Raw genomic sequence first — 21,232 nt, forward strand, 5'->3', positions numbered from 1 at the left:
GGGGGTGCCGGTCCGTTCGCGGGCTGGCGCCCCCGGTCCGTTTGGTTCGAGTCAGTTCAACCCGGCGCGCTCACCGACCCATCGGCTGAAATCGCCGGCCATCTCCGCGGTCAGCTCGTGGCCGGCCGCATACAGCCGCGTGTCGTGCGCGACGCCGAGCGCCGTCAGCTTCGCGTCGGCCGTGTCGGCCCATGCGACGGGCAACTTGTCGTCGAAGCGGCCGTGCATCACCAGCGCGTGCAGCGTGCTCAATGCATCGCGCGGCGCGATCAACGGATCGATTTCCGGCAGGATGCGCCCGCACAGCACGGCGAACGCGCTCACGTCGCCCGGCGACGTGAGGCCGACGCTCGCGCTCATGATGCCGCCCTGGCTGAAGCCGGCGATCACGGTCGGCAACGCGGGGGCAGCGCCATCCCGCGCGCGGAGCGCATGCAGCAGCGTGATCAGTTGCACGCGGCTCTCGTCCGCACGCGCCGGATCGATTTCAGGGCCGTTCGGGCCGAAACGCACCGGAAACCATGCATGCTGATTGGGCCCGAACGTGAGCGGGCCGCGCAGGAACGCGATTTCGATGCGCGGATCGATCGTGTCGGCCACGTTCAACAGGTTGGTCTCGTTTCCGCCGACGCCGTGCAGCAGCAACAGGCGGGCGGCCGGGCCGCCAGTGGCCGGACGCAGCCGGTATTGAAGGCCGGATTCGGGCTCGGTGGTCAGCGGCAGGACGTCGGTCATTGCGTGGGTCCGAAAGGGGAGCGATGCAACAGTCTAGAGCGGGCGGATCGGGAGGGGAATCGCCGGGGCGGGATTGATTGTTTCGTGACCGGAACGAATCGGGGCCCGGTACGTTGCAGGAACGGATCGCGACGTCACGCGATCGGGCATGGGCCGGCGGCCCCGGCAATCCGTTCACGCCAGGCCGATCGGACGACTCGTCATTCTCACGTTCAATTGATAAAATAGATACATTCTGTAGATACGTGAGGGCGGGAACATGGATACTGCAAAGCTCTTCAAGCATGGCGGTTCGCAGGCCGTCCGGCTGCCGAAGGAATTTCGCTTCGATACGGCCGAGGTCCGCATCCGCCGCCACGGGGCGTCCGTCGTTCTCGAGCCGATGCCGCAGGACTGGGCCTGGCTGACACCGCTGATCGGCCCGGTCGACGCCGATTTCGAGGCTGCCGCGACTACGCAGCCGTCCGCTCAGGAGCGAGCGGGCCTGGATGTGTTCGAATGAAGTTCCTGCTCGATACCAACGCGGTGATCGCCATTCTCAAGGGCGAGCCGGCGATGCTGGCCCGTCTGCATGCGTGGCAGCCGGCCGATTTCGGCATCCCGGCGATCGTCGCGCACGAGCTTTACTACGGCGCGGACAAGAGCCAGCGCGCGGCGGCGAACGCCGCGCGTGTCGACGCGCTGCAGTTCGAGGTCGTGCCGTTCGACACCGAGGATGCGCAGCATGCGGGCGAAATTCGTGCGCATCTGATCGCGGCCGGCACGCCGATCGGCCCTTACGATGCATTGATCGCAGGGCAGGCGCGTGCGCGGCACCTGGTGCTCGTCACGCACAACGTCCGCGAATTCGAGCGCGTTCCGCGGCTGCAATTCGAAGACTGGCTCGCCGAGCCGAACGAAGGCTGAACAGTCGATCATGCGGTGGACACACTGACGAACCAGCCGGGCGAACGCTGCAACGATTATAAAAAATACCAAAACAAACCGGCTCGTCGATAATGGGCAAACGTTTTGCCGGCATTCAATAAAACGGATTTTGCGGAGCCGGCATAAAACAATAAATATCCGCTATTTCGACGATTGCTCAGGCGCAGCTTCCACGCCGGTAAGGCGGCGCGAAGTTAACGGCAAATCCGCAAAAGACTTTAGGCTTTTCCCCGCACAATTATTCATTCCATTTTCCTCAATGACCGATTGATTTTCGGTCATCGGACCGTCATACGCCATCCCCGATAATTCGGCGCTCACACTCTTTCAATAGACAAAAGGGCGATCGCACCCGGATCGCCGCGGGGAGCTGTACTCATGACCATCCGTCATCGCATTACGCTGCTAGTCGTCCTGACGTTCTTCGCGCTGTCCGCGATCGGCGTCTATGCCGTGTACCAGACGCGCAAGAGCGCGTCCGAGGTGCGTCAGATCACCCAGGGCATCGTGCCGAGCGCGCTCGCGTCGGCCGATCTCGTCGCCGAGGTGAAGAATATCCAGATCGCGGCGATGACGCTCGTCTACGCGCCCGACGCGAACACCGCCGCCCAGGCGCGCGACGAGCTGAAGGCGAAGCAGGCCGCGCTGCGCGCCGCGCTCGACGCGCAGGCGAAATCGGCGGTCGGCCGCGCGCAGGAAGGGCTCGTCACGCAGGCGAAGGACAGCGCCGCCAACTATTTCGCGGCGATCGAAGACACCGTGAAGATGAAGACGGACGGCAAGGCCGAGATGGCGCAGGCCTACCTGTTCGCGAACGTCGCGCAGTATCGCGACGAACTCGAAAGCATCGTCGACACGCTGCGCGTCGAGAAGAACCGCCAGAAGGACGACGCGATCGGCGCGCTGAACGGGATGCTCGCGACCACGGCCACCGCGATCGCGGGCGTCGCCGGCACGGTGATCGTGCTGCTGACCGCGCTCGGCTTCGTGCTGTATCGCCAGATCACGCGCCCGCTGATCGGGATGCAGACGGCGATGAGCGAGATCGCGACGAGCCAGGATTTCACACGCCGCGTGCCGGTGGGCCGGATGGACGAAATCGGCCATTCGATTGTCGCGTTCAACGGGATGATCGAGAAGATCCAGGAGAACGCCGCGCAACTGAAGCAGAAGACGGCCGATATCCAGGCGATGCTGCAGAACATGCAGCAGGGCATCCTGACCGTCGTCGAAGGCGGCGTCGTGCACGCGGAATATTCGGCATACCTCGAAACCATCTTCGAGACGAACGACATCGCCGGCCGCGACCTGATGGCGCTCGTGTTCGACGATTCGGCGATCGGCGCCGACGCGCGTTCGCAGGTCGACGCGGCCGTGCACGCGTGCCTCGGCGAGGACAGCATGAACTTCGAGTTCAACGAGCACCTGCTCGTCAACGAAGTCGCGAAGCGAATGCCGGACGGCCGCGAGAAGTGGCTCGACCTGAGCTGGTCGGCGATCACCGACGAAACCGACACGGTGGTGCGCCTGATGCTGTGCGTGCGCGACGTGACCGAGATACGCGCGCTGACCGCGCAGACCGGCGAGCAGCAGCGCCGCCTCGAGATGATCGGCGAGATTCTGTCGATCAGCCAGGACAAGTTCCACGACTTCGTGCACAGCGCGAAGGGCTTCCTCAGCGAGAACGAACGGATGATCCGCCAGCACGAGCGCGCCGATCACTCGATCGTCGCGGCGCTGTTCCGCAACATGCACACGATCAAGGGCAATGCGCGCACGTACAGCCTTCAGCACCTGACGAACATCGTCCACGAAGCGGAGCAGGCGTACGAATCGCTGCGCCGCGCGGACAGCGGCCCCGAGTGGAATCGCGACGCGCTGATGGAGGATCTGGCGCGCGTACGCGAAGCCGTCGACCACTACGCGACGATCAACGCGGTCACGCTCGGCCGCGGCGGTGAGCCGGCACCGAATGGCGCCGATTTCCTGATGGTCGAGCGCGCGCGCATCAGCGAGAGCCTGCGCGTGCTCGACGGCGCCGATCCGGCGAACGCGTCCGACTGGCATGCGGCGCGCGATGCGGTGCGCCGCATGCTGAGCCAGCTCGGCACGCAAGGGATCGGCGAGGCGCTCGGCGGCGTGATCGAGTCGCTGCCGTCGCTCGCGGCCGAGCTCGGCAAACCGGCGCCCGTCGTGCATATCGACAGCCACGGCCAGCGCGTGCGCAGCGAGATCGTCGCGACGCTGAAGAACGTCTTCATGCACCTGCTGCGCAATGCGATCGACCACGGGATCGAATCGTCCGACGAGCGGCGCGCGGCCGGCAAGGCGGCGTCCGGCACGATCGACATCGCGGTCGGCGTGGGCGGCGGCGAACTGTGGTTCGTGCTCGGCGACGACGGCCGCGGCCTCGCGCTCGACCGGATTCGCGGCATCGCGCGCGAGCGTGGCTGGATCGATGCCGCGAGCGAAGCGGCGATGTCCGACGAGGACGTCGCCGAGCTGATCTTCCGGCCGGGCTTCTCGACCGCGCAAGCGGTGACCGAAGTATCGGGGCGCGGCGTCGGCATGGACGCGGTGCGCAATTTCCTGAAGCGCGACGGCGGCGATATCGCGCTGCGCTTCACCGACGATCGCGTCGGAGCGCCGTATCGCGCGTTCGAGACGATCGTGTCGCTGCCGGCGCGCTTCGCGGCCGACGGCGCCGCGCATGGCGCGGGGCACGCGCAGCCGGCGCGCCTCGCGGATATCGGCGCGGCGGAGTGACGGCGTGATCGTGCAGGCGTGGATGATTCAGATGGCCGCCGCGCTCGCGGGCGGCGTGGTCGTCGCGGTGGCGGCGGCGATCGTGTGTCGTGTGATGCGCCAACGGCTCGTCGCGTCGATGGAGCGCGACGCGCATGCGTTGCGCGGTGCGCTCCACGCGGCCGAGGCCCGGGCGGAAGAGACGGCGTCGGCGCATGCGCAAGCGGCCGACGCATGGGCGCAACGCGAGGCGCAACTGGAAGAGGCGCTGGCGCGCGAGGTGTCCGAGAGCGCCGCGCAGCGCGACGCGTTGCAGGCGCTGTCGGCCGACCGCGCGGCGCTCGCGCAGCATGCGATGAAGATCGCCGACGAAGCCGCGCGCCTGCGCGGGCTCGCCGGGACGTTCGAGCGCTGGCACGAGCAGATGATCTCGCTGACCACGCAGAACCAGGACATGCGCGCGAAGAACCTGGAGCTGTCGGCGATCGTCGCGCACGTGTCGATCGTGTCGCTGAACGCGTCGATCGAGGCGGCGCGTGCCGGCACGGCCGGGCGCGGCTTCTCGATCGTCGCGAGCGAGGTGCGCGGGCTGGCCGCGCGTTCGCAGGAACTGTCGAACAGCTATCGCGACAGCCTGAACCGCAACGATCTCGTGACGGCCGCGACGTTCCAGGACATTCAGGCCGGCGGCAAGATGATCACGGCCGCGCTCGCGACGGTCGAGACGCTGGCCGGGCAACTGCACGCGCGGATCGAAGGAGCGGCCCCGTGATCAGCGCGCAGGCGAGGGCCGGTTTCGAGCGGATCTTTTTCGATGCCGCGCGCACGCGGCTCGCGGCCGGCGGCGCGTGCGACATCCGGCCGGCCGCCGGGCACGCACACGACGCGCCCGATCGCATGCACGCGAAGCCGCGCTCGAAGCCGACGGTAGCCGAACATGTGGTCGTGCTGACGATCTCGGCGCTGCATTTCCGCCTGCTGCTTGCGCTGCGCTTCAGCGACGACGACGCGACGCGCCGCCATTTCGCCGGCGCGACGGCGGGCGCGAGCAGCCAGCGGCCGCTGACCGACGCGTTCATGGAAGTCGCGAACCTGTGTTGCGGCGCGATCAACCAGGCGCTGACCGCACCGTTCCCCGATCTCGGGATGTCGACGCCTTGCCTGCTGAGCGGCGTGAGCATCGACGCCATGCACGCGCTCTCGCCCGATTACGTGGCCGCGTACGACCTGACGCTCGACGGCGACGTGCGGGTCGGCGCGACGCTGTGCGTGTGCGCGAACGCGCCGGTCGATTTCCATGTGCCGGAAACCGCCACAGCGGAGAGCGGCGGCGAGCTCGAACTGTTCTGACCGACCATCAGGAATCCATCCGATGACCGAAGACCAACCCGTCAGCAAGGTACTCGTGCTCGACGACAGCCGCGTGCATGCCGACGCGATCAAGCGTTTCTGCGACGAGCACAATCTGGTCGGCCTGACCGTGCGGCGCAGCCGGCTCTTGAAGGTGCTGCGCTCGAACATCGATCTCGGCGCGATCCTGCTGGCCGAGGATTACGGCGGCTCGCCGGCCGAGAGTGCGATCATCGCGACGCAGATCGACGCGCTGCGGCCCGAGTTGCCGATCATCCTGCGCCGCGAATCGCTCGCGTCGCGCGACGGACTGCCCGATGCGCTCGCGCGTGTGGCGTGCGCGGCCTACGTCGCCGACGACATGACGCCGCTCGCGCGCGCGATCGACGAATACCTGTTCGGCCGCGACTACCCGAACGCGCTGGTGCGCGGCATCTCGGAGATCACCGAGGCGCGCATCGACGGCCTGTTCCCGGGCATGACGATCGAGCACGACACGCCGTGCATCGTGCGCGACCAGATCATCTTCGGCGAAGTGTTCAGCCTGATCACGCTCGAAAGCGCGTGGTGCCGCGGCTACATGCTGCTGCAGACGAGCGAGCAGCCGCTGCTCGACATGCTCGGCGGCACGCGCGACAGCGGCCGCGCGCCGGATTTCCGCGACGTGAACAGCGTGCTCGGCGAACTGACCAACCTCGTGTGGGGCGCGTTCAAGAACCGCTATCTCGGCAACGCCGAGGCGCTGGCGCGCCATCCGGTGCAGGTGCCGCTCGTCGTCAATCACAAGCAGAAGTTCATCTCGTTCGGCGGCGACTGTCCGCAGCTCTGTTTCAAGTACCGGATGACCGATCCGGCTTCGGGGCGCTCGGTCCGTCTCGACCAGCGCTTCGTGTTCAGCCTGAGCTGGTCGCCGGAGGATTTCCGCGAATCGGTGCAGGACGTCGGGCCGATGGTCGAAGCGGGCGAACTCGAACTGTTTTGAATGTTGAAGTCGGCAACGACGAAAGGGGAATACGACATGGCAAAGATTCTGGTGGTGGACGATTCGGGCACGGTGCGCGACGAAGTGGCCGGCTTCCTGCGCGATCACGGGCTCGACGTCGCGACGGCCGTCGATGGCAAGGACGGGCTCGCGAAGCTCAAGGCGACGCCCGGCGTGCGCCTCGTGATCAGCGACGTGAACATGCCGAACATGGACGGCCTGACGATGGTCGAGAAGATTCGCGGCGAACTGGCGAACACGGCGGTCAACGTCGTGATGCTGACGACCGAAAGCAGCCCGGCGATGAAGGCGCGCGGCAAGGCCGCCGGCGTGAAGGGCTGGATCGTGAAGCCGTTCAAGGGCGATGCGGTGCTCGACGCGCTGAAGAAGCTCGCGGGCTGACGCGCCAGCGGGCCGTCGAACGGTTGCGCGCGCAATTTACAGCGCGCCGGGATGTCCGTATCCTGCCGGATGCCGAGGGCGGCGGGGGGGGGGGGGGGGGGGGGGGGCGCGGGGGCGGCGGCGGGGGGGCGCCGCCCCCCCCCCCCCCCCCCCCCCCCACGCCCGGCATTGACGAACATCAGGAACGGAACGAAACCGATGGCATCCGAATACGTGCGACCCGCTGTGCGGCACACGGAGACGCTGATCGCGAAGGGCGTCGTTTTTACCGTCGTGGGCACGTGCGTGCTGATCGGCGTCACGTTGCATGCGCAGTCGACGCGTGAATTCCTGCGCGCGTCGGTCGTCGTACCCGGGCGCGTTGTCAAGCTGAACGCAGGCCAGCATCATCCGGAGATCGCGTTCACGACGCTCGCGGGCGAGCAGGTCGAATATGCGCAGGGCGGCGAGGTCAGCGTGCAGGACGACGCGACGGTCGAGGTGCGCTATGCGCCGGACGCGCCGAGGATGACGGCGCGGCTCAATACGTTCGGCGCGATCTGGGGCGGCGTGCTGACAATCGGCGCGATGGGCGCGGTCTTTTTCGCCGTCGGCGTCGGTCAGTTGTGGTCGGGCGTGCGCGCGTGGCGCAGCGGGCGCAACCGGGTGCGCCCGCCCGCCGCGCACTGAAACACTTCACAGGACATTCCGGCATGACAATCCGCTTGATGCCGTGGCTCGTCGCGATCGGCGCCGCGTTCGCGGGCTGCGCCGCGCACGCGGCGGGCACCGCGCATTCGCTCGATCAGGTGCCCGGGAAATTCGATTCGCCTGACGCCCGCGCCGCGTATGCGCGCGACATGAGCGGCGCGCCGGAAGCGGACGGTTTCGGCGTTCACTTGCCGCCCGGCTTCACGAAGGAGGGGCTGGTGGCGCAGCTTGCGCCGGGCCAGCCGCTTGCGCGTGTCGTGCTGGCCGGCGCGAAACCGTGGCCGCAGCGTCCCGGCGCGTTCGTCGCGATCGTTTGCGTGGCGCCGACCGACGAGTCGGCGCGCGAGGCGCTGCGATTCCGTGCACCCACCGATTGCGAGGGCTTCGAGCGCCACGCCGAGGCCGATGACCAGAAGGAACTGGTCTGGCTGGGCGTGTTCGAGCGCGGCCCGGACGGCGTGCCGCGCCTCGTCGCGCGAACCGAACAGCCGCTCGACCAGGCCACCGACTGGAGCAACACGAATCTCGACAGTCCCGACTACCTCGAGGAGGCGAAGCCGTCGGGTGATCGCGTGCTACGTCCCGAGCGGTGGTCGCGGTTCGATCTCGCGCCGTATGCGCTGCGGGCGGGCGATGCCGCGTTCGGGGTGCGGGCGGGCTGGTCGATCGGTTATTCCGGCGGCGGTGCGTCGTTCGAGGCGTTGTACCTGTTCCGGATCGACGGCAAGACGCTGCGCGTCGTGTTCGCGCAGCCGATGATGTTCTACCGGGATATCGCAGGCGATTGGCATCGCAACGGCACGCGCGATCACGACATCACCGAAGGCAGCAATACGCTGAGCGTGCTGTCGACGTCGACGGATGGCTTCCGCGACCTGCAGTTGCGCGAGCGCGGCGGCAAATGGCGCCGGACGTTTCGCTGGTCCGCGGCGGACGGCGCGTATCAGCCGCGCTGACGCACCGGCCCTGGCGGTCCGCTATCGGCCCACGACCGGGCCCGCCGCCGCCGTCGCGAATTCGTCGGCGACGGCTTCGATCACCGCCCGTACATGCGGTCTTGTAGAGATCGGCATGGGCGACGAGCCACACGGTGAAATGATTGCATCGCCGCTCCATCAGGCGCACCAGTTCAGGCTCGGCGTCGGCGCGGAAGCACGGCGCGCAACGGCGCCGTTGACGGGCGAGCGGCATCGCACGTCGCGCGGTGGCCGACGGGCCGGCGTGCATGCGCATGCGGCGGCGCGGCTGGACGTCGTGCCGAATGTGGAGGACCATTTCCCCGATATGCCGCGAGCGGGCGGGCGCGATGGCCGCTCGTTCGCATCGCCCCTCAACCCTGCCGAACCCCGTCGAGCGGAACACCATGGAACCCATTCACGAGACAGCCGGGCCGGTCCTGCTGCGCGACGCGCGCGACGGCGTCGTCACGCTGCGCCTGAATCGCCCGCAGCAGTTCAACGCGTTGTCCGAAGCGATGCTTTCGGCCCTGCACGATGCGTTCGATACGCTTGCCGCCGATCCGCACGTGCGCTGCGTCGTGCTGGCCGCCGAAGGCAACGCATTCTGCGCGGGCCACGACTTGCGGCAGATGCGCGGCAAGCCCGAACTCGACTACTACCGCACGCTGTTCGCGCAGTGCAGCCGCGTGATGCTCGCGATGCGCGCATTGCCGGTGCCGGTGATCGCGCGCGTGCACGGCATCGCGACGGCGGCCGGCTGCCAGCTCGTCGCCGCGTGCGATCTCGCGATCGCGGCCGATACCGCGCGCTTCGCGGTGTCGGGCATCAACGTCGGGCTGTTCTGCTCGACGCCGGCCGTCGCGTTGAGCCGCAACGTCGCGGCCAAGCGCGCGTTCGACATGCTGGTGACCGGCCGCTTCGTCGATGCGGCGACGGCCGCCGCGTGGGGGCTCGTCAACGAAGCCGTGCCCGAGGACGCGCTCGATGCGGCCGTCGCGCGCAAGGTCGCGGAGATCGTCGCGAAGAGCCCGGCCGCGGTGCGATATGGCAAGCAGATGTTCTATCGTCAGCGCGAGCTGCCGCTCGACGAAGCGTATGCGTACGCGGGCGACGTGATGGCGCGCAACATGATGGAAGAGGATGCGGGCGAGGGCATCGACGCGTTTCTCGAGAAGCGCAAGCCGACGTGGCGTTCGTGATGCGTTGACGGAAGCGGACAGAGCGCGCGTCGGCGCCCGGCGTTGCGCAACGCGCAACGACGTACCGTGTCGTCGCCGGTGCGCGTGGGCGGTTCGCCGCAGAGCTGACGGGCCGCGTGAGGCGGCCGGCCAGCACGCGGCACGGCACGTGCGGCGACGCTGTCACGCATCGCAGCACCGCAGCACCGCCGGCCCGTCAGCGTCCGTAGCTGCCGGTCCGTAGCGCCGGCTGCACGCTCGTCGCCCCGGGCGGCACGATCACGACCGGCACGCGGCGCGCGAGCGCGCACATCAGCTCGTAGCCGATCGTGCCGCTGGCTTGCGCGACGTCATCCACCTTCACCTGGTCGCCCCACAGCTCGACGCTCGAGCCGATGCCCGCGTTCGGGCACGGCGTCAGGTCGACGGTCAGCATGTCCATCGATGCGCGGCCGACGACGCGCGTCATCACGCCGTCCACCGCGATCGGCGTGCCGGTCGGGGCATGGCGCGGATAGCCGTCCGCGTAGCCGCACGCGACGACGCCGATCCGCATCGCCCGATCGGCCGTGAAGCGGCGGCCGTAGCCGACGGTTTCCTCCGGCGCCAGCGTCTGCACGCCGATGATCCGGCTCGTCAGCGTCATCGCGGCCGTCAGCGGCGTGTCGGCGATATGCCGCGAGGCGCCCGTCGGCGAAGCGCCGTACAGAATCGTGCCGGGGCGCACCCAGTCGCGGTGCGCGCGCGGGTGCCACAGCACGGCCGCCGAATTCGACACCGAGCGCTCGCCCGGAATCCCGGCCGTGGTCGCGTCGAACTGGTCGAGCTGCCAGTCGACTTCGCCTTCGTCGGCGTTCGCGAAATGCATCATCAGCGTGATCTTGCCGATCGACGGCGCGCTCGCCGCGCGTTCCCACGCGGCGCGGAACGCGGCCGGCCGATAGCCGAGCCGGTTCATGCCGGAATTCATCTTGAGCTGGATGTCGATCGGCTGCCGCGGCTTCGCGGCGATCAGCAGGTCGAGCTGTTCGTCGCAGTGCACGGCGACCGTCAGCCGATGGTGATCGGCCAGCTCGACGTCGGCGGGCTCGAAGATCCCTTCGAGCAGCAGCACGGGCTTGTCCCAGCCGAGCTCGCGCACGCGCACGGCTTCGTCCAGATCGAGCAGCGCGATGCCGTCGGCGGCCGCGAGGCCCGGGTAGATCCGCTCGATGCCGTGGCCATACGCGTTGGCCTTGATCACGGCCCACACGCGCGATTGCGCGGCGGTGCGGCGGATGAAGTCGAGGTTGTGGCGGACGGCGTCGGGGCGGATATGGGCGACGATGGGACGGGGCATGGCAAGGGCTCGGGTCGGATGTCGTTCGGCGCACGGGGCGCGGAGTGAAACGGCAGGCCGGCGCGATCGCGCGCCCAGCCAGTGTTGAGCGCTATCTTATTGGTGTTAGACCAGTTTTAATTAACGTATTTGTCGATGATTTGGTGGAAATTCGGGTGCTGGGGCTCGCCGCGCACTGCCCACTTCGGCCTGGGCGGCCGAGTCTCCCGTCTAGAAAACCGGTGCGCGAACGGCACGGTGCAATGCTAAGCTCTCGGCGATCTTGTCATTGACCAATGTAATCATAACGGAGGAGACTTGGATGACGACGTCCCAGCTGTGCCTGTTCATCGTGGCGCTGTTGCCGTTCCCGATGACGTTTCTCGCCAAGGCCCGCAAGGGTTACGACAACCGTACGCCGCGCGATTACCTCGCGAAGCTCGAAGGCTGGCGCGCCCGCGCGCAGGCCGCGCATCAGAATTCATGGGAAGCGCTCGCGCTGTTCGCGGTCGCGCTGGTCGTGGCGTGGCACAACGGCGCGAACGTCCATCGCGTCGACCAGCTCGCGATCGCGTTCGTCGCGATCCGCATCGTGTATGCGCTGATGTACCTGTTGAACTGGGCGTCGCTGCGTTCGCTCGTGTGGTTCGGCGGGATGGCGTGCGTCGTCGCGCTGTTCTTCGCGACGCCGTAAGCGGCCGGTCATACGCAAACGCGCTGCCGGCGTTGCATGCGGCCCGTCAGGCCCCGCCCGCGCCCCGTGCGTGACTGTCGTTGGATGCGGGCGCAACGATCTTCGAGACGAACGGCGGCGCGTCCGCTTCGCTGCGCAGGAATGCGATCAACGGATCGAGCAGCCGGTGCCGCGTCGCCGGGTGGCGGCGCAGCACGAAGCGCCACGACGCGTCGCGCGCGAGGCCCGGCACCAGCGGCACCAGACGCCCGCTGCGCAGCTCGGGCTCGATCAGCGGCACGCGGCCGAGCGCGATGCCCGCGCCGCCGACGGCCGCGCCGATCACCTGGCTGAAACTGCTGTAACGGACGATCTTCGTCTCGAAGTCGTCCGGCAAGCCGAACTGCACGGCCCAGTTGCGCCAGTCGATCTCGGGGCTGTCCTCGTGCATTTCCTGCAGCAGCCGCGAGCGGCATACGTGCCCCGACGCGTACGGAAACAGCTCGGGGCTGCAGACCGGAAACACGGTTTCCCGCATTAGCACGTCGTCGTCGGCCCGCAGCCGGTGCGCCGGTACGTGCACGATCGCCAGATCGACGCTGCTGCGCGCGAAATCCGGCTCGTCGTCGAGCACGACCGCGTGCAGCGGGGTGTCGGGATGAAGCGACGAGAATTCCGCCAGCCGGCGCGCGAGCCACATCGACGAAAACGGTGCGTTGGCGGACACGGTGAGCCGTTGCGCGGCACCGCGAATCTCGCTGCACGCGTCGGTGAGACGCGACAGCGCATCGCTGACGGCCGGCAGCAGGCGTGCACCGGCCGGCGTGAGACCGATGCCGCCGAGCCCCGTGCTGCGTTCGAGCAGCCGCGCGCCGAGCGATTCCTCGAGCGAACGGATCTGGTGGCTGACCGCGCTGGTCGACACGTTCAGCTCGACCGCCGCGCGCGCGAACCCGCCGAGGCGGACGGCCGCCTCGAAAGCACGCAGTGCGCTGAGGGGAGGAAGGTGCGACATGCGGGGTATTGTAGTTGACTCAACACCCGTTGAAAAATCATCTTTTGCCGCGCGCGGGCGGCGCGGGTAGCCTCGATCCGGTCAACCAGAACGCAACCAAACACCGACCGGAGGGCTTCATGTATTTCGACCGACGACTATGGGCGATGATGGCGGGACTGCGCTGGCGGGTGGCGGCGGCCGTCGCGCTCGGGCTGCTCGCGATGGGTGTCGGCATCCTCCGCTTCGTGTTTCTCGGCCGCGTGCTGGCGCTGGTGTTTTCCGGCGCGCCGGCGCGCGGCATCGGCGAAGCCGTCGTTGCAACGGCGGCCTGCGTGCTGCTGCGCGCATGGCTCGATCATCGCCGCACGGTGCTCGCGCAGCATACGGCGGGCCGCGTGCAGGCGACGCTGCGCGCGCGGCTGTTCGACCGGATCGCCGCGCTCGGCCCCGCCTGGTTCAGCGGCGAACGCACGGGCGGCGTGATGCTCGCCGTCGTCGACGGCGTCGAGCAGTTGCAGACCTTCTTCGGCGTCTACCTGCCGCAGCTCGTGATCGCCGCGTGCGCGCCGCTCATGATCTTCGCGGTGCTCGCATGGTGGGACGTGCCGACGGCCGCGATCCTGCTCTTCGCGGCGCTCGTCACGCTCGCGTTGCCGCAGCTCGTGCATCGCGCCGACAAACGCGCGGCGCTCGCCCGTTCGGCCGCGTTCAAGGCGTTCGGCGAGGAATTTCTCGACGCGGTGCAGGGCCTGCCGACGCTGAAGGCGTTCGGGCAGAGCACCGCGTTCGGCGCGAAGCTGGCCGCGAAGGCGCGCGCGTTGTCGGACAGCACGTTCTGGGTGCTCGCGCTCGGCCTGCTGACACGGTTCTTCACGGATCTCGGCACCGGCCTCGGCGCGGCCGCGGCGATCGCGGTGGGCGCATGGCGCGTGCGGCACGGCGACATGAGCCTCGAAGCGCTGCTGATCGTGCTGATGGCCGGCAGCGAGATCTTCCGCCCGTTGCGCGACCTGCGCGCGGTGCTGCATCAGGGGATGATCGGTCAGTCGGCGGCGAATGCGATCCACGCGCTGCTCGACGCGGGCGGCGCCGCGCCTCGCGTCGATGCGCCGCGCGTAGCGGGCCTGCGGCCGGAGATCGCGTTCGACGACGTCAGTTTCGCGTATCCGGGGCGCCGCGCGGAGGCCCATGCGGCGCTGAGCTTCTCGGTACGCGCGGGCGAGACGGTCGCGATCGTCGGGCCGAGCGGAGCCGGCAAGTCGACCATCGTGCGCCTGCTGCTGCGCCAGCACGATGCGCAGGGCGGCGCGGTCCGGATCGGCGGCCACGACGTGCGCACGCTCGATGCCGATCAGGTGCGCGAGATGATCGCGGTCGTCGCGCAGGATGCGACGCTGTTCGATGGCAGCGTCGCCGACAACCTGCGGCTCGGCCGCCCCGACGCGAGCGACGCGGAGATGATCGCCGCCGCGCGCGCCGCCAACGCGCACGATTTCATCTCGGCGCTGCCCGATGGCTACGCGACGCGCATCGGCGAGCGCGGGCTCATGTTGTCGGGCGGTCAGCGCCAGCGCATCGCGATTGCCCGCGCGCTGCTGCGCGATGCGCCGATCCTGTTGCTCGATGAGGCGCTGTCGTCCGTCGATGCGGAAAACGAGGCGCTGATCCAGCAGGCGCTGGACCGGCTCACGCGCGGGCGCACGACGCTGGTGCTCGCGCACCGGCTGTCCAGCGTGATCGGCGCCGATCGCATCCTGGTGCTCGACCAGGGGCAGGTCGTCGACGAAGGCACGCACGCGGCGCTGATCGCACGCGACGGCCCGTATCGCCGCCTGATGGGGCCGCAACTGGAAGCGGTCGCCGAATCCGTCGGCGCGGCGACCCCGGCCGGCGCGACCGCGCGCGGGTCGTCGGGCCCGCAGGTGCGGCCGCTGAACGACGACGCGGCGACGATCGGCTGGCCGGAAACGTTGCGGACGCTGCTGCGCTTCGTGCGTCCATGGAAGGGCAAGGTGGTGCTCACCGTGCTGTTCGGGATCGGCCGCGTGCTCGCATTCATCGGCGTCGGCGTGCTCGGCGCGCGGGTGGTCGGCGCGGTGCCGACCGGTCATGTCGGCACCGGGCTGGTTGCCGCGCTGCTCGTGATCGCGCCGGTCGCGGCCGTGCTGCACTGGCTCGAATCGTGGCTCGCGCACGACATGGCGTACCGGCTGCTCGCGGAAATGCGCATCGCATTGTTCGCGACGCTCGAGCGGCTCGCGCCGGCCGGGCTGCTGCGTCGCCGTTCCGGCGATCTCGTGTCGCTGGCGACGCAGGACGTCGAGACCGTCGAATATTTCTACGCGCATACGCTCGCGCCCGCGTTCGTCGCGGTGCTCGTGCCGGCCGGCGTGCTGGTGCTGCTCGCGTCGGTCGCATGGCCGCTCGCGCTCGTGCTGCTGCCGTTCCTGCTGTGGGCCGGGCTCGCGCCCGTGCTCGCCCGCCGCGACGTCGACCGGCTCGGCACCGGCGCGCGCGAAGCGCTCGGCCGGCTTGGCGCGCACCTGACCGAAACGATCCAGGGGCTCGCGGAACTGACCGCGTTCCAGGCGATCGCACGCCGGCGCGCGGCATTCGTGGCCGAGGCCGATGCGTATCGTCGGCAACGCGCGAAGCTGCTCGACGATCTGTCGACGCAAAGCGCCGCGCTCGAAGTGGCGAGCGGGCTCGGCGGGCTGGTGGTCGCCGCGCTCGGCGCGTGGTTGTGCGCACGCGGCTGGTTCCCGCACGAGTCGTTGCCGCTGCTGGTGCTCGTCGCGGTGGCCGCGTTCATGCCGGTGGCCGAAATCGGTCAGGTCGCGCGCCAGCTTGCCGACACGATCGCGTCGACGCGCCGCTTGCGCGCGCTGGAGAAGGAGCCCGTGACGGTGACGGACGGCGCGCACGCGATGCCCGGGAATCCGGCGGTACGGTTCGACGCGGTGTCGTTCACGTATCCGGGCCGCGGCGTGCCCGCGATCGACCGCGTGAGCTTCGAGGTGCCGCCCGGCAGCACGGTCGCGCTGGTCGGTGCATCGGGTGCGGGCAAGTCGACCGTCGCGAGCCTGCTGCTGCGCTTCTGGGATCCGCAGCAGGGCCGCGTCACGCTCGGCGGCGTCGACCTGCGCGACCTGCGGCTCGACGATCTGCGGCAGCACATCGCGCTCGTCGCGCAGGATACCTATCTGTTCAACGACACGCTGGACGCGAACATCCGGCTCGCCGCGCACGATGCATCCGACGCGGACGTGCGGCGCGCGATCGACCACGCGGCGCTCGGCGATTTCGTCGCGCGGTTGCCGGACGGGCTCGCGACGCGCGTCGGCGAGCGCGGCGTGCAGTTGTCGGGCGGCCAGCGCCAGCGTGTGGCGATCGCGCGGGCGTTCCTGAAGGATGCGCCGGTGCTGATCCTCGACGAGGCGACGTCGCACCTGGACACGATCAGCGAGCAGCAGATCCGCGCGGCGCTGGAGGACCTGATGACGCAGCGCACGTCGATCATCATCGCGCACCGGCTGTCCACTGTGCGCCATGCCGACCTGATCCTCGTGATGGAGCAGGGCGCCGTGATCGAGGCTGGCCGCCATGCGGAGCTGATGGCGCGGCAGGGCGCGTATGCGCGGCTCGTGTCGCATCAGGCGAGCGGGGTCGCGGCGTGACGGGGCAGCGAGCGCGGCTGCATCCGGTGTTGTCCGTACCCAGGTATTGACAACATATGTTGTGTGATTGTCTAATTCGTCATCGCGTGTTGCGCGATCGTGACGACGTGCGTCCCGGCATCGTTTGACGGGGCGCGCCAACCCGGCGCACGCTACCTGTCACCGGAGTGGACTCTTTTGCACGACATGCCGCTTTCCCTTTCGCCCGTCATCGCCGGCACGCCGTTCGACATCGGCGTGCGCCTCGGCGAGCTTGCCCGGCCGGTATTCGACGCGTACTTGCGGCAGAGCCGTGCATGGCAGGCCGTGCGCGGCTGGCGCGGCCATCCGTTCGTCGCCGACGCGATCGACGAAGCCGCGCTGCTGCGCGTGCTCGGCGATCGTGCACCGGAAGGGCTGCCGACCTACCGCGACGGTCCGACCGATCGCGACGACGAGAACCCGCTCGCGACCGCGGTGTTCGAGATTCATGACACCGCGATCGCCTTCACCGTCCATCAACACCGCACGCAGCGCTTCGCGACGCGCATCGTGCCGTCCGCGCACGCGCCCGGCGCGTCCTGATCCTTGAGGTTACGCATGACGACCGTTTTCCATCGCGCTCCGCGCGCCACCTTGCCCGTCGCCGTCGCCGGGGACGGCATCGAGATCCTCGATTCGACCGGCAAGCGCTATATCGATGCGTGCGGCGGCGCGGCCGTATCGTGTCTCGGCCACAGCAACCCGCGCGTGATCGACGCGATCAAGCGGCAGGCGCAGCAATTGCCTTACGCGCATACGTCGTTCTTCACGACGGAAGTGGCCGAGGAACTGGCCGACCGGCTCGTCGACGGCGCGCCGGCCGGGCTCGACCACGTGTATTTCGTGTCGGGCGGCTCGGAGGCGATCGAGGCCGCGCTGAAGCTGGCGCGCCAGTACTTCGTCGAGAAGGGCGAGCCGCGGCGCCGTCATTTCATCGCCCGGCGCCAGAGTTATCACGGCAACACGCTCGGCGCACTCGCGATCGGCGGCAATGCATGGCGGCGTGAACCGTTCCTGCCGCTGCTGATCGACGCGCACCACGTGAGCCCGTGCTATGCGTACCGCGATCAGCAGGCCGGTGAAACGGAGGAAGCGTACGCGCAGCGCCTCGCGGACGAGCTCGAACGGAAGATCGTCGAGCTCGGCGCGGAAAACGTCGCGGCGTTCATCGCGGAAACAGTGGTCGGCGCGACGGCCGGCGCGGTGCCGCCGGTGCGTACCTACCTGAAAAAGATTCGCGCGGTGTGCGACAAGTACGGCGTGCTGCTGATCCTCGACGAGATCATGTCGGGGATGGGGCGCACGGGTTACCTGTATGCATGCGACGAAGACGGGGTCGCGCCCGATCTGCTGACGATCGCGAAAGGGCTCGGTGCGGGTTACCAGCCGATCGGTGCGACGCTGGTGAGCGATCGTATTTACCGGACGATCGTCGACGGCTCGGGCTTCTTCCAGCACGGTCACACGTACATCGGCCATGCGACCGCCTGCGCGGCCGCGCTCGAAGTGCAACGCGTGATCGCCGAGGAGAAACTGCTCGACAACGTGAAGGCGCGCGGCGAGCAGTTGCGTGCGTCGTTGCGCGCGCATTACGGTGCGCATCCGCATGTCGGCGACGTGCGCGGCCGCGGGCTGTTCGTCGGCGTCGAGCTCGTGCGCGATCGCGACACCAAGGCGGCGTTCGATCCTGCGTTGAAGCTGCACGCGGCAGTCAAGCGGGAGGCGATGCAGCGCGGCTTGATGGTGTATCCGATGGGCGGCACGATCGACGGCGTGCATGGCGATCACATCCTCATCGCGCCGCCGTTCGTCTGCACCGCGCAGCAGATCGATACGATCGTCGAGCGGCTGTCCGGCGCGATCGGCGCGGCGCTCGCATCGGCCGCCGCGTGAACCCCGACCCCACTGCATTCTCATCATGACAGACAGACTGCCTCCTTTCGATCCCGCGTCGGCCACCGACGAACAGAAGGCCGTGCTCGCCGATATCCTCAGCGGCCCGCGCGGCAACCTGAACGGGCCGTTCCTCGGCTGGATCGCGAGCCCCGAGCTGGCCCAGCACGCGCAGAAGCTCGGCGCGTTCTGCCGCTACCGCACGGGGTTGCCGCTGCGGCTGTCGGAGCTCGCGATTCTCGTGACGACCGCGCGCTGGCGCTCGCAGGCCGAGTGGCACATCCATCATCCGATCGCGCTCGAGGCCGGCGTGCCGGCCGCGACGGCCGACGCGATCCGGCTCGGCGTCGCGCCCGCATTCGAATCGGACGACGACGCGCTGATCCACGCATTCGCCACCGAGCTGTACGACACGCGCCGTGTGAGCGATGCGACGTTCGCGCGTGCGCAAGCCCGCTTCGGCCACGAGACCGTGGTGAACCTCGTCGCGCTGCTCGGCTATTACGCGCTCGTCGCGATGACGCTCAACACGTTCGATATGCGCGCGGACGGACAAACTGATTTGCCGTTTCCGGAATAATCGCTGCCGGCGCGAGCGGCAGCGGCACGCCGCACGCGCGTCCGGATGGCCCGAAAAGCACGTACGCGCGGGCTTTTCGGCGTTTCGGCACGAATCGTTTCGCGACTTCGGCGTGTTGTAAGACGTACACAGCACGACCTACCCGTCAGAGCAGGAAATTTTTCCCCTCCCTAGAATTTCGGCAAATAGCTTACGGGGGAAATATCGATGCGCTGGGTCCTGTTGATCGTGTTCATTGCGTGTGTCGTGTACACGCATCGGCGCGGCAAGGTTCGGCACCGGTTGTTCAGGCAACTATCCGACCACTCGACCTTTACCGCACCGCTGAACTGCTTTTCGTACGCGTTCTCGTCGGTGCCGACCACGCCGTTTCTCGATACGCGGCACTTTCCGGAGCTCGCGGTGCTGCAGCGCGAATGGCGCACGTTTCGCAGCGAAGCGCTCGCGTTGCGCGACGCGAGCCGGATCAAGGCGTCGGGCGAGTACAACGACATCGGTTTCAATTCGTTCTTTCGCCACGGCTGGAAGCGTTTCTACCTGAAGTGGTACGACGCGCCGCATCCGTCCGCGCAGGCATTGTGTCCGCGTTCGGTCGAAATCCTGTCGCGGATTCCGTCGATCAAGGCGGCGATGTTCGCGCAGTTGCCGCCGGGCGGGAAGCTCGGGCTGCATCGCGATCCGTATGCGGGCTCGCTGCGCTACCACCTCGGGCTCGCTACGCCGAACGACGACGCGTGCCGGATCGTCGTCGACGGCGAATCGTACGCATGGCGCGACGGCGAGGCCGTGATGTTCGACGAGACGTACCTGCACTGGGCCGAAAACCGCACCGCGCACGATCGCGTGATCCTGTTCTGCGACATCGATCGCCCGATGAAATACCGTTGGGCGCAGCGCATCAACGATGCGTTCGGGCAACTGCTGATGCGCGCGGCCGCATCGCCGAACGAAACCGGCGATCGCACGGGCGGGCTCAATCGCGCGTTCAGGTACCTGTATGCGATTCGCCGTGCCGGCAAGCGCTTGAAGGCGTGGAATCGCACCGTGTACTACATCGTCAAGTGGCTGCTGTTCGGCGGGATCGCGGTCGCGATTTTCTGCATCTGACGGGCGACGGCGGGCGTTTCTTCCGTCTGACGATAGGGCGTACGGCAGGGCGCCGACGGCCTCGGCCGCGATCAATGCAACCAAATGTATTCGTCCGGGATCAACGGACGCTGGCCGCGTATGATGGCTTGTTCACGTGGATATGATCGGTGAGCAAGCATGACGAGTACCCGTAAGACCATGATGATCGCCGGCGGGCTCCTGGTCGCCGCGGCCGGCACCGCGTACGTGATGCTGCTGCGCGCGGACCACCGTGCGATCGAAGACGCCGGCATCGGCGACGCAGCCGCACCCGTTGCGTCGGCGCCCGCGGGCAACGATCACGCGGCGCAGGGCGCGATCGCGCCGCCCGCACCGGCTGCCGCGACGGCGCCGAAGCAGGCGGCTGCTGCCCCGTCGCCTCCCGAACCCACACCCGCGCCGGCTGCAACCGCGCGCGTCGGCGCCGCGCCCGCGCCGGTTCCGGCGATTCCGGTCGTCAGCGACAGGCCGCAACCGGTGACGAAGCCGGCCGCACCGCCGCCGAAAGTCAACGTCGTGACGGTCGATGCGCAGGATTCGACCCCCACGCCGGCTCCCGCACCGGCCGCCAAGCCCGCTCAGTCGGCGCAGTCGGCCGCACCCGCGCAGGTCACGCAGCGCGCGCCGCGCAAGCGCGACGGCCTCGAACGCCATGCGGCCGCCGCGCGGCCGGCCGCGACGAAATCCGAAACGCCGGAGACGGCCGCGCTCGTCAGGGAATCGGCGAAGCTCGATCCGTCGCTGCCGCCGCCGTCGACGTCATCGATGCAGTCGATGTCGGCGAGCACCGGTTCGTACCGGCAGGGCGGTTCGTGCTCCGGCGCGAATCCGGTGGCCGCCGCGATGACCGAGCAACTGGTCAGGCAGTCGAGCAGTTTCAAGGCGACGGCGCCTGCGCCGGCGGACGGCGGCTCGGCCGCAACCAAGTAACCGCGCGCGTTTTCGGCATAAAAAGGGCCCCGCACGCCGACCAAGGC

20 protein-coding genes and 1 pseudogene are annotated in these 21,232 nt (G+C 68.6%); 17 read left to right on the top strand and 4 right to left on the bottom strand.

The features are described 5' to 3' along the window. Positions 1-51: 51 nt before the first annotated feature. Positions 52-735 (bottom strand): alpha/beta hydrolase, encoded by a 684-nt coding sequence (locus tag KPB06_RS26915; protein ID WP_089465528.1) that lies wholly within the window; start codon positions 733-735, stop codon positions 52-54. 259 nt (positions 736-994) lie between these two features. Between KPB06_RS26915 and KPB06_RS26920 the strand changes: the two genes are divergently transcribed. From KPB06_RS26920 to KPB06_RS26960, 9 genes are all read left to right on the top strand, one after another. Then, positions 995-1,237, top strand: a complete 243-nt coding sequence (locus KPB06_RS26920) for an antitoxin (protein WP_089465529.1) — start codon at positions 995-997, stop codon at positions 1,235-1,237. Continuing rightward, complete coding sequence (locus KPB06_RS26925; protein WP_275905902.1) at positions 1,234-1,641, top strand: type II toxin-antitoxin system VapC family toxin; 408 nt, start codon at positions 1,234-1,236, stop codon at positions 1,639-1,641. Before KPB06_RS26920 ends, KPB06_RS26925 begins: the two co-directional genes overlap by 4 nt. Positions 1,642-2,040: 399 nt before the next feature. After that, positions 2,041-4,428, top strand: a complete 2,388-nt coding sequence (locus tag KPB06_RS26930; protein ID WP_275905901.1) for an MCP four helix bundle domain-containing protein — start codon at positions 2,041-2,043, stop codon at positions 4,426-4,428. A gap of 22 nt (positions 4,429-4,450) precedes the next feature. After that, entirely contained in the window at positions 4,451-5,179 is a 729-nt protein-coding gene (locus KPB06_RS26935; RefSeq protein ID WP_059583079.1) for a methyl-accepting chemotaxis protein, read from the top strand. Then, positions 5,176-5,757 (top strand): hypothetical protein, encoded by a 582-nt coding sequence (locus KPB06_RS26940; RefSeq protein ID WP_059582463.1) that lies wholly within the window; start codon positions 5,176-5,178, stop codon positions 5,755-5,757. Before KPB06_RS26935 ends, KPB06_RS26940 begins: the two co-directional genes overlap by 4 nt. Before the next feature lie 22 nt (positions 5,758-5,779). Beyond that, positions 5,780-6,739: a chemotaxis protein CheX gene (locus tag KPB06_RS26945; RefSeq protein WP_275920557.1), complete on the top strand. Its 960-nt coding sequence runs from the start codon at positions 5,780-5,782 to the stop codon at positions 6,737-6,739. A gap of 36 nt (positions 6,740-6,775) precedes the next feature. After that, positions 6,776-7,141 (top strand): response regulator, encoded by a 366-nt coding sequence (locus KPB06_RS26950; RefSeq protein ID WP_059583076.1) that lies wholly within the window; start codon positions 6,776-6,778, stop codon positions 7,139-7,141. Positions 7,142-7,339: 198 nt separating this feature from the next. Further along, positions 7,340-7,810 (top strand): DUF3592 domain-containing protein, encoded by a 471-nt coding sequence (locus tag KPB06_RS26955; RefSeq protein ID WP_059582456.1) that lies wholly within the window; start codon positions 7,340-7,342, stop codon positions 7,808-7,810. Positions 7,811-7,833: 23 nt separating this feature from the next. Continuing rightward, the gene (locus tag KPB06_RS26960; RefSeq protein ID WP_059582453.1) at positions 7,834-8,787 is read left to right on the top strand and encodes a hypothetical protein; all 954 of its coding nucleotides are present in this window, start codon (positions 7,834-7,836) and stop codon (positions 8,785-8,787) included. Between the two features lie 21 nt (positions 8,788-8,808). Here the strand turns inward: KPB06_RS26960 and KPB06_RS34520 are convergent. Further along, positions 8,809-8,989: pseudogene (locus KPB06_RS34520) on the bottom strand (LysR family transcriptional regulator); the annotation flags it as partial. A 205-nt stretch (positions 8,990-9,194) separates the two neighbouring features. On the opposite strand from KPB06_RS34520, the gene KPB06_RS26965 reads away from it, so the two are divergent. After that, positions 9,195-9,989, top strand: coding sequence for an enoyl-CoA hydratase (locus tag KPB06_RS26965; RefSeq protein ID WP_059582451.1), 795 nt, complete (start codon positions 9,195-9,197; stop codon positions 9,987-9,989). A 196-nt stretch (positions 9,990-10,185) separates the two neighbouring features. On the opposite strand, the gene alr is transcribed toward KPB06_RS26965, so the two are convergent. Then, positions 10,186-11,307 carry an alanine racemase gene (alr, locus tag KPB06_RS26970; RefSeq protein WP_059582448.1) on the bottom strand — a complete coding sequence of 374 codons (1,122 nt, stop codon included), beginning with the start codon at positions 11,305-11,307 and terminating at the stop codon, positions 10,186-10,188. Between the two features lie 301 nt (positions 11,308-11,608). Between alr and KPB06_RS26975 the strand changes: the two genes are divergently transcribed. Next, positions 11,609-11,980 (top strand): MAPEG family protein, encoded by a 372-nt coding sequence (locus tag KPB06_RS26975; RefSeq protein WP_059582445.1) that lies wholly within the window; start codon positions 11,609-11,611, stop codon positions 11,978-11,980. Positions 11,981-12,026: 46 nt separating this feature from the next. Here the strand turns inward: KPB06_RS26975 and KPB06_RS26980 are convergent, their stop codons facing one another. Continuing rightward, positions 12,027-12,974, bottom strand: a complete 948-nt coding sequence (locus KPB06_RS26980; RefSeq protein ID WP_059582443.1) for a LysR family transcriptional regulator — start codon at positions 12,972-12,974, stop codon at positions 12,027-12,029. 119 nt (positions 12,975-13,093) lie between these two features. Here KPB06_RS26980 and KPB06_RS26985 point away from each other — a divergent pair, with 119 nt between their 5' ends. The 6 genes from KPB06_RS26985 (at position 13,094) to KPB06_RS27010 (ending at position 21,185) form a co-directional block, all read left to right on the top strand. After that, the gene (locus KPB06_RS26985; protein ID WP_275905900.1) at positions 13,094-16,633 is read left to right on the top strand and encodes an ABC transporter ATP-binding protein/permease; all 3,540 of its coding nucleotides are present in this window, start codon (positions 13,094-13,096) and stop codon (positions 16,631-16,633) included. A gap of 186 nt (positions 16,634-16,819) precedes the next feature. Beyond that, positions 16,820-17,197, top strand: a complete 378-nt coding sequence (locus KPB06_RS26990) for a hypothetical protein (RefSeq protein WP_275905899.1) — start codon at positions 16,820-16,822, stop codon at positions 17,195-17,197. Between the two features lie 15 nt (positions 17,198-17,212). Then, on the top strand, positions 17,213-18,547 hold the full coding sequence (locus tag KPB06_RS26995) for an aspartate aminotransferase family protein (protein WP_275905898.1): 1,335 nt from the start codon (positions 17,213-17,215) through the stop codon (positions 18,545-18,547). Between the two features lie 25 nt (positions 18,548-18,572). Then, positions 18,573-19,127 carry a carboxymuconolactone decarboxylase family protein gene (locus KPB06_RS27000; RefSeq protein WP_275905897.1) on the top strand — a complete coding sequence of 185 codons (555 nt, stop codon included), beginning with the start codon at positions 18,573-18,575 and terminating at the stop codon, positions 19,125-19,127. Positions 19,128-19,334: 207 nt separating this feature from the next. Next, positions 19,335-20,234, top strand: coding sequence for a lipid A hydroxylase LpxO (gene lpxO, locus KPB06_RS27005; protein WP_060311132.1), 900 nt, complete (start codon positions 19,335-19,337; stop codon positions 20,232-20,234). A gap of 159 nt (positions 20,235-20,393) precedes the next feature. Then, a complete protein-coding gene (locus KPB06_RS27010) occupies positions 20,394-21,185 on the top strand; it encodes an extensin (RefSeq protein WP_275905896.1) in 792 nt (263 codons plus the stop codon). Positions 21,186-21,232: the final 47 nt, after the last annotated feature.

The organism is Burkholderia semiarida (assembly GCF_029268935.1).
GTDB classification, from domain to species: Bacteria; Pseudomonadota; Gammaproteobacteria; order Burkholderiales; family Burkholderiaceae; genus Burkholderia; species Burkholderia semiarida.